This is a genomic window from Cellulomonas sp. P1_G12_2 (assembly GCF_056405535.1).
Genome location: NZ_JBFUBX010000001.1, coordinates 1 through 11,171, shown reverse-complemented (window position 1 = coordinate 11,171; position 11,171 = coordinate 1). Strand labels below are relative to the sequence as shown.

12 protein-coding genes and 1 pseudogene are annotated in these 11,171 nt (G+C 72.6%); 6 read left to right on the top strand and 7 right to left on the bottom strand.

Annotation, left to right across the window (positions count from 1 at the left end):
• Positions 1-37 precede the first annotated feature (37 nt).
• From AC1DXT_RS00065 to AC1DXT_RS00055, 3 genes are all read left to right on the top strand, one after another.
• Positions 38-673 (top strand): hypothetical protein, encoded by a 636-nt coding sequence (locus AC1DXT_RS00065; protein WP_477059349.1) that lies wholly within the window; start codon positions 38-40, stop codon positions 671-673.
• 65 nt (positions 674-738) lie between these two features.
• Positions 739-1,392 (top strand): copper resistance CopC family protein, encoded by a 654-nt coding sequence (locus AC1DXT_RS00060; RefSeq protein ID WP_477059348.1) that lies wholly within the window; start codon positions 739-741, stop codon positions 1,390-1,392.
• Positions 1,393-1,438: 46 nt separating this feature from the next.
• A complete protein-coding gene (locus tag AC1DXT_RS00055) occupies positions 1,439-3,541 on the top strand; it encodes a bifunctional copper resistance protein CopD/cytochrome c oxidase assembly protein (protein WP_477059347.1) in 2,103 nt (700 codons plus the stop codon).
• 23 nt (positions 3,542-3,564) lie between these two features.
• Here the strand turns inward: AC1DXT_RS00055 and AC1DXT_RS00050 are convergent, their stop codons facing one another.
• A complete protein-coding gene (locus AC1DXT_RS00050) occupies positions 3,565-4,275 on the bottom strand; it encodes a hypothetical protein (RefSeq protein ID WP_477059346.1) in 711 nt (236 codons plus the stop codon).
• Positions 4,276-4,436: 161 nt separating this feature from the next.
• The gene (locus tag AC1DXT_RS00045) at positions 4,437-4,892 is read right to left on the bottom strand and encodes a DUF6318 family protein (protein ID WP_477059345.1); all 456 of its coding nucleotides are present in this window, start codon (positions 4,890-4,892) and stop codon (positions 4,437-4,439) included.
• Between the two features lie 413 nt (positions 4,893-5,305).
• Between AC1DXT_RS00045 and AC1DXT_RS00040 the strand changes: the two genes are divergently transcribed.
• The 3 genes from AC1DXT_RS00040 (at position 5,306) to AC1DXT_RS00030 (ending at position 8,929) form a co-directional block, all read left to right on the top strand.
• Positions 5,306-6,256, top strand: coding sequence for a type IV toxin-antitoxin system AbiEi family antitoxin domain-containing protein (locus tag AC1DXT_RS00040; protein WP_477059344.1), 951 nt, complete (start codon positions 5,306-5,308; stop codon positions 6,254-6,256).
• 202 nt (positions 6,257-6,458) lie between these two features.
• Complete coding sequence (locus tag AC1DXT_RS00035) at positions 6,459-8,528, top strand: S9 family peptidase (protein WP_477059343.1); 2,070 nt, start codon at positions 6,459-6,461, stop codon at positions 8,526-8,528.
• 92 nt (positions 8,529-8,620) lie between these two features.
• Positions 8,621-8,929 (top strand): DUF6458 family protein, encoded by a 309-nt coding sequence (locus tag AC1DXT_RS00030; protein ID WP_477059342.1) that lies wholly within the window; start codon positions 8,621-8,623, stop codon positions 8,927-8,929.
• Positions 8,930-8,972: 43 nt separating this feature from the next.
• Here AC1DXT_RS00030 and AC1DXT_RS00025 read toward each other — a convergent pair whose 3' ends face one another.
• From AC1DXT_RS00025 to AC1DXT_RS00005, 5 genes and pseudogenes are all read right to left on the bottom strand, one after another.
• Entirely contained in the window at positions 8,973-9,671 is a 699-nt protein-coding gene (locus AC1DXT_RS00025; protein ID WP_477059341.1) for an anti-sigma factor, read from the bottom strand.
• A 7-nt stretch (positions 9,672-9,678) separates the two neighbouring features.
• Positions 9,679-10,287 (bottom strand): RNA polymerase sigma factor, encoded by a 609-nt coding sequence (locus tag AC1DXT_RS00020; protein ID WP_477059340.1) that lies wholly within the window; start codon positions 10,285-10,287, stop codon positions 9,679-9,681.
• A 35-nt stretch (positions 10,288-10,322) separates the two neighbouring features.
• Positions 10,323-10,544, bottom strand: coding sequence for a class F sortase (locus AC1DXT_RS00015; RefSeq protein ID WP_477060783.1), 222 nt, complete (start codon positions 10,542-10,544; stop codon positions 10,323-10,325).
• Positions 10,545-10,606: 62 nt separating this feature from the next.
• Positions 10,607-10,966 (bottom strand): hypothetical protein, encoded by a 360-nt coding sequence (locus tag AC1DXT_RS00010; protein WP_477059339.1) that lies wholly within the window; start codon positions 10,964-10,966, stop codon positions 10,607-10,609.
• A gap of 7 nt (positions 10,967-10,973) precedes the next feature.
• Positions 10,974-11,171 (bottom strand): annotated as a pseudogene (locus tag AC1DXT_RS00005) (DUF4397 domain-containing protein); the annotation flags it as partial.

Here is an 11,171-nt window from a genome sequence, read left to right as displayed (position 1 = left end):
CTGGGACGTCCGTCGCGGCGCCCGCTACCGTGTCGGGATGCCTGCGCCCGAGACCGGTCCGCTGCGCCTGGTGCGCGCCGGGATGGTCGCCGCGGTCACCGTCGCGCTCGGGGCCCTCGCGCACGTGCTGGCCGGGGGAACCCTGCCGCCGTCGGTCGTGCTGGTCACCCTGACCGCCGTCGCGCTCGCAGCTGCCGTGGTCTTGACCGCCCGTCGGCTCGGTCCCGTCGGTGCCCTCGCGCTGCTCGGGGTCGGGCAGCTCGCGGTGCACTCGTCGTTCAGCCTGTTCACCACCGTGGCATGCCTCCCCGGCCAGGCTTCGCTGCAGGGGCACGTGCACCACCCGGGCATGGTCATGGCGACGCAGGCATCGTGCACGCCCGCGGACGTCACGCTCGCGCAGCCGCTGCTCGGCGCCCCCGCGATGCTCGTCCTGCACGTGGCCGCGTCCGTCGCCGCGGCCCTCGTCCTCGTCGCCGCCGACCGGGCGCTCTGGTGGCTCGCCGCCTGGCTGAGCCCGCTGCTCGGCACGCCGGAGCCGGCGGTCGTCGTCCCGCGCCCCTCGCTGCCGACGCCCGCCGAGGTCCCGTGGTCGGGGTACGCCTGGTGGCGCGACGCCGTCCCGCTGCGCGGCCCACCCGCGTGGCAGTCGCCCGTGGTCCCCCCGCGCTGACCGGGTGTCGAGGGGCCCGCGCGCGTGCGCCCGCCCACCTCTCGTCTCCACCCCTGGGATCCGTCATGCCATCGCTGCACCCTGCCCGCCACGCCCTCGCGGCGCTCCTCGGCCTCGTCCTCGCGCTGGCCACCCTGGTCCTCGGCGCGCCCGCCGCGCAGGCCCACAACGTCCTGCAGAGCACCGACCCCGCGGCCGGCTCGACCGTGCCGATGGTGCCCGAGATCATCACGCTGACCTTCAGCGAGCCGGTGCTGCCCGTCGGGGCGACGATCATGGTGCACGCGTCCGACCAGCGCATGGTGAACGTCGGGCCGCCGGTCCTCGTCGACAACACCGTCTCGCAGGCGGTCACCGGCGAGCTCCCGGCCGGCGAGTACACGGTCCTGTACCGGGTCACCTCGGAGGACGGGCACCCCATCGAGGACCAGTTCCGGTTCACCGCGGCCGAGGCCACGTCGTACGGGGTCGCGACGCCCGCGCCGACGATGACCGCGTCCCCGACGCCGACGACCTCGGCGGAGGTCACGCCTTCGCCCTCACCGACTCCCACTCCCAGTCCCAGTCCCGCTCCCACAGCGGAGGGCCGGGTCTCCGGAGGGGTGCTGATCGGGATCGCGGCGGTCCTCGTGGTGGTCGGTGGCATCGTCGCGTGGCTGCTGCTGAGGCGGCGCGAGCCGACGTCTCCGGGCGCGCGGCCGGGCTCGTCGCCGCAGTGACCGACGGCATGTCTCCCGGGCGCTCGCGGCGACCTACGCTGGTCAGATGACTGCGCCGGTGACGAGCGCCGGCCGCGCAGGTGCCGGTGGGCCGGGGGTCGACGAGCGTCGGCCTCCCAGCCCGGGGCGCGTCGTCGTCCTCGTGCTCGCGGCGGTCGCGGCCGCCCTGCTCGGCGTCGCGTTCTCGGGCGCCGCGCTGCCCGCACTGCTCCGCGACCCGGGCGCGGCCGTCCGCTGGGGCCTGCCCGCCGCCGAGGTGCTCACCGAGCTCGCCGGGTCGGTGACGCTCGGCGCGCTGGTGCTCGCCGTGTGCGTGCTGCCGCGGCGCGCGGAGGTGGCGTCGACGCGCGCGGCCCGCGCCGGCGTGGGCACCGCGGACGGGCGGGCGTACCCGCGCAGCACGCTCCTGGCCGGCTTCGCCGCAGGCGCGTGGACGCTCCTGTCGATCGCGCACCTCGTCCTCACGTACGCGAGCGTCGCCGGCCGGACCCTCGACTCGGCCACGTTCGGCGCCGAGCTCGGCGTGTTCGTCACGCAGATCGACCTCGGGCGCACGCTCCTGCTGATCACCACCGTCGCGGCCGTGGTCACCGCCCTGGCGCTCGTCGTCGCGACGCCGACCGGCGCGGCCTGGACGGCGGCGCTCGTGCTGGTCGCGCTCTGGCAGCAGGCGCAGCTCGGGCACGCCGCGGGGGCCTCGGGGCACGACATCGCGACGTCGTCGATGGTGGTGCACCTCGTCGGCGCCGCGATCTGGATCGGGGCGCTCACCGCGCTGGCCCTGCTGGTCCGGCGCGTCGGCACCGACCTGTCCGCGTCGGTCGCGCGGTACTCGGCCATCGCCGGCTGGTGCTTCGCCGCGGTCGCCGTGTCGGGCCTGGTCAACGGACTGCTGCGCACCAACGGCTGGGCCGACCTGACCAGCTCGTACGGCATCCTCCTGCTCGCCAAGGTCGTCCTGTTCGGGGTGCTCGGTCTGCTCGGTCTCGCGCACCGCCGGTCGATCCTGCCGCGGCTGGCGACGCGCACGAGCGACTGGCTGTTCTGGCGCCTCGTGCTCGTCGAGCTCACCGTCATGGGGGCGGTCTCCGGGGTCGCCGTCGCACTCGGCGAGACTGCTCCGCCGGTGTCGGAGGAACCGCCGCTCGACCAGTCCCCGGCCTACCAGCTGACGGGTCACCCGCTGCCGCCGGAGCCCTCCGGTCTTCGCTGGTTCACCGAGTGGCGGTGGGACCTCGTGCTCGCGTCCGCGGCCGTCGCCGGCCTGATCGTCTACTGGCGCTGGGTGCTCCGGCTCCGCCGGCGCGGCGACTCCTGGTCGTTGCTGCGTGCCGCGTCGTGGACGGTCGGCATGGTCCTGTTCTTCTGGGTGACGAACGGCGGACCCGCCCTCTACGGGCACGTCCTGTTCAGCGCGCACATGGTCCAGCACATGGTGCTCGCGATGGTCGTCCCCCTGTTCCTCGCCCTGTCCGCACCCATCACCCTGGCCCTGCGCGCCCTCCCCGTGCGGTCCACGCAGCTGCGCGACGACGCCTCCCGCGGCCCGCGCGAGTGGATCCTCACGCTCGTCGACAGCCACGTCGGGCACTTCCTCGCGCACCCCGTCGTCGCCGCGGTGAACTTCATCGGGTCGATGCTGCTCTTCTACTACTCCGGCCTGTTCGAGTGGTCGCTGCGCAGCCCCGTCGGCCACCTGGCGATGGTCGTGCACTTCACCGCCGTCGGGTACCTGTTCGTCAACGCGCTCGTCGGCATCGACCCCGGCCCGCGCCGGCTCCCCTACCCGCAGCGCCTCCTGCTCCTGTTCGCGACGATGGTGTTCCACGCCTTCTTCGGCGTGACTCTCGTGACCGGCGACGTGCTGCTGGTCGCCGACTGGTTCGGTCTCATGGGCCGCCCCTGGGGCGCGTCCGCGATCGCCGACCAGCAGGCCGGCGGTGCGATCACCTGGGGCATCGGGGAGCTCCCGACGCTGGCCCTCGCGATCGGCGTCGCGATCGCCTGGTCCCGCGACGACGACCGCACCGCCCGCCGCCGCGACCGCCAGGTCGACCGCGACGGGGACCTCGAGATGGACGAGTACAACGCGATGCTGGCGCAGCTGGCCGACCGCGACGCGCACCCGGAACTGCCCCCGAGGACCTGACCCCGCGGTTCTGCGCGCCTGATTCAGCCGCACCCGGGTTGGTCGGGGTTCTCGTTGCAGTCCTCGGCGACCAGGTGCGATCGCCGTTCGACGACCTCGAACGGCGCCGTGGTGCTCGTCGTCTCGGCGGTGCCGACGACCTCGCGCCACGTGCCGTCGCCGTCCACCCGGTATCGGCCGGACCACGTGGTGGTCAGGCTGATCGCGGCGGTGCCCGGTTCTTCGTAGACGTGGAAGACGTCGAAGCCCGGGTATGGGTGGCCGGGGCTGTYGGTGGTCAGGTGCTTGGTGTCGTCGCGGAAGTCCCACGTGTACTGGGTCGGGGTGGCGACGACGTCAATGCCGTAGCCGAACAGGTCCGTGCGGAAGGTCTGCTCGGCGGGGTCGGTCAGGACGATCGTCTCCTTGTTGACCAGCACCCAGCCGCGGTCGGGCTGCATCTGGATGATCTGCGGGGCGATGGGGAGACGGCGGAAGTCCTCTGCGGTGAGGGTGGGGAGGAGGTCGCCCGGGCAGGCCCAGCCGGCGATCATGCGCCAGGGTTGCCACGGGTCGACGGGGGTGGCGCGGTCGCGGCGCCAGAGGGGCTGGACCGGTGGGTCGCCGTCGCAGTTGGGGACGACGGAGCCGTCCTCCGGGGCGCACGCGCCGCCGATGTCGGACTCGAGGGTGCCGGAGGTGACGTTGCAGAGGGCGGCGCGGCGGAGCTGGAAGAGCTCGATCCGGGGAGACACGGCTGCACGGGTGTAGGCGCGAAGCTCTTGTTCGCCTCGGAAGGCGGTTAGGTTCATCGAGTCGCCGGCGGCGTGCCCACCGAGACTGTCTGCCGATGCGCCGCTAGCCGCAACAATCACAAGCAGCACAGCAATGGCACTCGAGACGGTCCGCCGAGAGGTCACCGAGCAGCCACCTCGACGGGAGTTGCTTCTCGGACGCGCCAGGTCGAGTTCTCCCAGACGAGAGCCATGTCGACGAGGTAGGTCGATGGTCCGGGGAACGACTCGACAACGGAGCCCGTCGAGTCGAGCGTTGCTGAGGACGCTTGGACTAGTTCCACCTTGGCGGAGTAGAAGGAACCCGGATCGACTTCGGCTGCTGAGCCGGACGTGATCGTCGTCGCGCCGCCCTCGTCGTGATGCTGTGCGGCGATCTTGGCCTCGACGCCGGCCACTACGCTCGCGCAGAAGATGCACTCTGGATGAGTCAGGGAACTCCACTCGCGTAGATCGCCGGTGGCGTTCACGTAGGGGAACAGCAGCAGGAAGTACTCCGCCACCGCCACCGCGCCATCCACGCTCGGCGGCTCGTCCAGCGCCGCCGGCCGTTCGGGCTTCACGGTCACGTCCACCACGGGGGTCTCGGTCGGGGTGGGAGAAGGCGTCGGCGTGGGCGACTCCACCGGGGGCGCCGTGGAGGACTCGGTTGCGGTCGGAGCGCCCTCGGTACACCCGGCCAGGAGCAGCAACGCAGTCACAGGCGCAACGAGCAGGGCACGTGCGCGTCGACCGCTCCACCTGGGCATGCGGGCGAACGTACCGAAAACGGACACTCCCCGTCACGGCCGCCCACCCAGTTGTGGACAACCCTGTGACGACGACGTCGCAGGCGCGCTGGCTCGGCGACCCCGATCGCACCAGCCCGGAACCAGTGCCATACCAGCCGGGCACCGTGCTGTGAGCCGCCCGCAGCCCGCCGCGGACGACCGCTGTCCACCGACCACGGTGAAGGCGCCCTTCGTCTTCCTCAGGTGCGTGCCATTGCGCCATGCGCACCCTGGCACCTCTCCCACCGTCTCTTCTCTCGCTCGCCTTCCGCCAGGAGGGGCTGGTGGCTTCGGCGCAGTGTGACGACGCGGGCATCGCCGCAGGTCAGCGAGCGCGACGGGTGCGGTCTGGGGAATGGCGGCGAGTGACGCACGGCGTCTACGACCTGACGCCGGCGATGGGCCGACGCCGGGACGCTGACAGCTGTCGACGACGCGCCGCATGGGTCGGGCTGCTCGCGCACGGTCCCTCGGCAATCGCCGTCGGACCGTGCGCGCTGGCATTGCACGGCGTGCGAGGGCTGCCGCTGGACATCGTCCCGGAGGTCGCGTTGCCTTCGGTGCACCCGCGACGGACGCGTGACGGCATCCGCGTGCGGCAGTTCGGCTCGATCGAGATCGAGCGATTCGGCAGCCGATCAATCGCGGCGCTGGTGCCGGCCTTGGTGCACGCGGTGCCTGAGCTGCCGCGCGACCACGCGATCGCCGTCCTGGACGACGTGCTGTACCGGGGTCTGCTGCCACGCCATGCGCTCGACGCGGTGCGGTCGCGGGTTCGCGGACGCCGCGGCTCAGCCCAGTGCGACTCGTGGTGGGACCTGGTCGATCCTCGAGCAGAGTCGCCGCTCGAGTCGTTCGCGCGGCTGCAGTGCACGGATGCCGGTCTCCCACCCGACGAGCTGCAGGTCGCGATCCGGGCGTCGAACGGTCAACTGCTGGGGCGTGGGGATCTGGGCTGGCGACTKGGGGCTGGTCGATGGCTCGTCGCCGAGATCGACGGGCGAGAGTTTCACGAGACGCCTGAGGCGGTCCTGCACGACCGACGACGCCAGAACGCGCTGCTGGCGACAGGGAACGTCGACCTGCTGCGGTTCACGTCTGCCGACATCGCCGCTCGGACCGTCATCCCCGTGGCGATCCGAAGTGCGCTGACCAAGGCGGGCAAGCCATGAGTGACGCCAAGCAGCGACTTGACCGAACTCATGGCTCGTTCGCCGCCTCACGGACCGTGGCATCAAGCCTTCAGTGACGGATAGAGGGTCGATCGCGTGACTCAGGGCTTGGTCGCAACGAGTGCGAGACGCAACCGCCCACGGCAACCCGGCCCAACAACTCGGCGGACGGCGCCCAGGTCGGGGTGGTAGGACGGTGCGCATGACTTCGACGCCCTTTCATGACCTCGATCAGTACGTCGGCATCCCTCGGCTGAGCGGGCTGGTCCTCAATGCGGACGGCACGCGGCTGGTGACCAGCGTCGCGACGCTCGACTCCAAGAAGACCAAGTTCGTGACCGCCCTGTGGGAGGTCGACCCGACCGGTGAGAAGCCGGCGCGCCGGCTCACACGCAGCGCCAAGGGTGAGTCGAGCGCCGCGTTCACCAGCAACGGCGATCTCCTCTTCACCAGCGCGCGGCCGGACCCGGACGGCAAGGACGGCGGCGGCGACGACGAGCCGGTCCCGGCGCTCTGGCTGCTGCCGCGCGACGGTGCGGAGGCACGCGTCGTGGCGGACCGGGCGGCTGGTCTCGGCGGGGTGCACGTGGCGAAGGACGCCGACGTCGTCCTGGTCGGCTCGGACGTCCTGCCCAGTGCGAGCGACGCCGAGACGGACGAGAAGCTGCGCAAGACGCGCAAGGAGAAGAAGGTCGCGGCGATCCTGCACGACGGCTATCCGGTCCGGTTCTGGGACCACGACCTGGGGCCGGAGTCGCCGCACCTGTTCGTCGCGGAGGTCGGCACGGACGTCGTCGCGCCCCTGGCAGGTGCCAAGGACCCGCGGCTGACCCTCACGGACCTCACGCCGGGCGCGCGCTCGGCGCTCGTCGAGCAGGGCTCGGCGATCAGCCCCGACGGTCGCACGGTGGTTACCGGCTGGAACCTGCCGTTGGCCAAGGGCGAGCAGCGGGGGCGGCTCGTGGCGATCGACGTGGCGTCGGGGGAGCACCGGGTGCTGGTCGACGACCTGCAGGCGGACCTCTGGTCGCCCGTCATCTCGCCCGACGGCCAGTGGGTGGCGTTCGCGCGCGAGTCGCTGTCCACGCCGCACGTCGCGCCGCGCGTCACGCTCCAGGTCGTCCCGCTGGCCGGTGGTGACGCGCGAACGCTCGTCGACAGCTGGGACCGCTGGGCGACGGGCGCGGTCTGGCTGCCGGACAGTGCGGGGCTGCTGGTGACGGCCGACGACGACGGCCGCAGCCCCGTGTTCCGCGTCGACCTGCAGAAGGACGAGGTCACGCGCGTGACCAGCGACGACGCGACGTTCACCGACGTGTCGGTCAGCCCGGACGGCACGGTCGCGTTCGCGCTGCGGTCGTCGTACGAGGCGCCGTCGCACCCGGTGCGGATCGACCTGGAGACGGGGGCGACGACGGCGCTGCGCAGCCCGGCCGCGACCCCGGAGCTGCCCGGCACCCTGACCGAGATCGAGACGACGACCGAGGACGGCCGGCGGGTCCGTGCCTGGCTGGCGCTTCCCGGGACCACGGAGAACGGGACCACGGAGAAGGCGCCGCTCCTGCTCTGGATCCACGGCGGCCCGCTGGGGTCGTGGAACGCGTGGTCGTGGCGGTGGAACCCGTGGATCCTCGTCGCGCAGGGGTACGCCGTCCTGCTGCCCGACCCGGCGCTGTCCACCGGCTACGGTCAGGAGTTCATCCAGGCCGGCTGGGGTGCGTGGGGCGCGGCGCCGTACACGGACCTGATGGCCATCACGGACGTGGCGGAGGCGCGCGACGACATCGACGAGACCCGCACGGCCGCGCTGGGCGGCTCGTTCGGCGGCTACATGGCCAACTGGGTGGCCGGCCACACCGACCGGTTCCGGGCGATCGTCACGCACGCGAGCCTGTGGGCCCTGGACCAGTTCGGTCCGACGACCGACGCCGCCTACTACTGGCAGCGCGAGATGACCGACGAGATGGCGCTGGAGAACTCCCCGCACCGGTTCGTCGACAAGATCGTCACGCCCATGCTCGTCGTGCACGGCGACAAGGACTACCGGGTGCCCATCGGCGAGGGTCTGCGCCTCTGGTACGAGCTGCTGGCGAAGAGCGGCCTGCCCGCCGACGAGGAGGGGAAGACCCCCCACCGGTTCCTGTACTTCCCGGACGAGAACCACTGGGTGCTCAGCCCGCAGCACGCCATCGTCTGGTACCAGGTGGTGCAGACGTTCCTCGCGGAGCACGTCCTCGCCCGATCGGGTGAGTATCCCGAGATCCTCGGGTGACGAGCGCTCTCGACGTGCGGGGTCGCCCGGTCGGCACCAGACTCACCGGTCAAGGCCGCGCGACAACCGTGCGGCTCGACGGAAGGACCGACATGGGTATCGGAGGCGGAATCGCCCTCATCGTCATCGGCGCGATCCTCTCGTTCGGCGTCAGCGACGCCGTCGACGGGGTCAACCTGACGGTGATCGGGTACATCTGCATGGGCGCCGGTGTCATCGCACTGATCCTGGCGATCGTGCTCAACAACCAGCGCAGCAACACGTCCCACACTGCCGTCGTCGAGCAGCGCACCACTCCCAACGCACCGCCCGCTCAGGCGGCCCCCGCGGCCCCGCCGGCCGCGCCGGTGCAGCAGACGTACCAGCAGCAGCCGCCGCCGGCGGCGCCGCCCGCCGTCTGACGCACGCACGACGAGACGCCCCCTCCCCTCGGAGGGGGCGTTCTCATGCCTCCAGCGGTCCCCGCACGATCGAGTCGCCGGAGTGGGCCGGGTCGCCGTCGAACTGCTCCTCGGACACGTCGACCACGGAGTACTGGCTGAGGTCGAGCCCCGCCGGCAGGTCGAACCGGCCGGAGGTGCCCTCGAGGGTGCCCAGGCTGACCAGCCCGCTGACGTCGGGCTTGAGCAGCCAGACCTCACGGAACGCGTCGTCGGACGGGGTGTCCTTGGACAGGTCGACGACCAGCACGCGGCTGCCGTCCGATCGCGTCTCGACCACGGCGGACCCGGACGCGTCCCAGCCGGGCAGCGGCTCGAGCGTCGCGGTGGCCTGCACGGTCACCGGGTCGGCGCGGTTGGCCACCCACCAGGCACCGCCGCCGCCGACCACCAGGCCCGCGGCCGCGGCACCGGCGATCCAGCCCCACGCGCTCGGGCGTCGGCGACGGGAGTCGAGGGGCACGACGGTGGCCGGGGCGCGGGTGGCGGACTCGAGGCCGAGCTCGTCGGCGACGCGGTCCCAGACCTGCGGAGCGGGCGCGACGAGCGGACCCTCCGCAGCGCCGGCGCGGGCCAGCCCGACCACGTCACGCAGGGAGTCGAGCTCGTCGGTGCACCGCTCGCACTCCTCGATGTGTGCAAGGTCCGACGCCGAACCCGCCGGCTCGCCGAGGGCGAGGAGCGCGAGCACGTCGTCGTCCACGTGGGACTCATCGAACGGCACCATCCACCTCCCATCGGGTCCGCAGCCGGGCGAGGCTGCGCCGGACGTGGCTCTTGACGGTGCCGAGCGGCAGGTTGAGCCGAGTCGCGATCTGGTCGTGCGTGAGGTCGTCGAAGAACGCGAGCCGCAGGATCGTGCGCTGCGGGTCTCCCAGCCGGTCGAGCTCGTCGGCGACGACCACCCGGTCCACGACGCGGCCGTCGACGGACGGCACGGGCAGGTCGGACGCGCCGGCCACGGTCTTGTCCCGCAGCCGCCGGTCGCGCGCGCGCTTCTCGTGCGTGTCGGCGACGACGTGCCGCGTGATCCCGAGCAGCCAGGCGGGCAGCCGGGACTTGTCCGGGTCGAACCGCTCGCGGCTGCGCCACGCCTCGACGAACACCTGCTGCGTCACGTCCTCAGCGTCCGTGACGCTGCCGAGCGAGCGGAGCGCGATCGTGTGCACGAGCGCAGACCAGCGTCGGTAGGCCTCCGCGATAGCCGTCTCGTCGCCGCGCGCGAACGCGGCACCGAGCTCCTCGACACCCTCGCCGTCCGGGTCGAGCCGGTGCCCAGGGCGCGACGAGTCAGCGGACCCGGTCCCGGGTGCGCTCACGGACGGCTCCTCCCTGGTCAGCAGCATCGTCATCATTACCCACCGATCGGCTCGGCGGTGACGACGACGTTGTCCGTATAGTGCCCGATGTCGCGGCGGAACGTGCCACCGCAGGTCACAAGCACCAGTCGCGGCGCGCCGGACCGGTCGAACCACTGGTCCACGGGCGCACCCTCCTTGGCGATCCTCTCGACGCCGACGACGCGGTACTCGCGCACGCCGCCGTCGGCGGAGGTCACGGTGATCGCCGCCCCCACCGCCACGTCGACGGGCGGGCGCGAGGGCCTGCTCGGGCTGCGGTGTGGTGGTCATGCTCGGATCAGTCGCGCTGCGTGGCGGGGCGACGAGCGAACGCGAGGCCGACGAGGCCGGCGACGACGAGCCCGGCGATCGCGAAGGTCCACGCGGACGACCCGCCGTCGGAGACGAGACCGACCTGGCCGGCGTTCACCCCGGACGGGTTGCTGTGCAGGCCGGTGATGGTCTGCGTGGCGAGGGCCAGGGTGGACGGCGACGCCGCGACCACCGGTCCGGCAGAGGGCGCCGGACCGGTGCACGCGGTCAGCAGGCCGAGCGTCGTGCCGAGTGCGACGACGGCCGCGAGCACGCGTGCGGGTCGGGGGCGCACCGCAGCCCGGGCGGGCGCGAGGGCCTGCTCGGGCTGCGGTGTGGTGGTCATGCTCGGATCAGTCGCGCTGCGTGGCGGGGCGACGAGCGAACGCGAGGCCGACGAGGCCGGCGACGACGAGCCCGGCGATCGCGAAGGTCCACGCGGACGACCCGCCGTCGGAGACGAGACCGACCTGGCCGGCGTTCACCCCGGACGGGTTGCTGTGCAGGCCGGTGATGGTCTGCGTGGCGAGGGCCAGGGTGGACGGCGACGC

What these genes read in the sequence shown, in the direction of transcription:
- AC1DXT_RS00060 (WP_477059348.1), top strand. Translation starts at nt 739, where the DNA reads ATGCCATCGCTGCACCCTGCCCGCCACGCCCTCGCGGCGCTCCTCGGC.
- AC1DXT_RS00030 (WP_477059342.1), top strand. Translation starts at nt 8,621, where the DNA reads ATGGGTATCGGAGGCGGAATCGCCCTCATCGTCATCGGCGCGATCCTC.
- AC1DXT_RS00055 (WP_477059347.1), top strand. Translation starts at nt 1,439, where the DNA reads ATGACTGCGCCGGTGACGAGCGCCGGCCGCGCAGGTGCCGGTGGGCCG.
- AC1DXT_RS00065 (WP_477059349.1), top strand. Translation starts at nt 38, where the DNA reads ATGCCTGCGCCCGAGACCGGTCCGCTGCGCCTGGTGCGCGCCGGGATG.
- AC1DXT_RS00035 (WP_477059343.1), top strand. Translation starts at nt 6,459, where the DNA reads ATGACTTCGACGCCCTTTCATGACCTCGATCAGTACGTCGGCATCCCT.
- AC1DXT_RS00010 (WP_477059339.1), bottom strand. Translation starts at nt 10,966, where the DNA reads ATGACCACCACACCGCAGCCCGAGCAGGCCCTCGCGCCCGCCCGGGCT.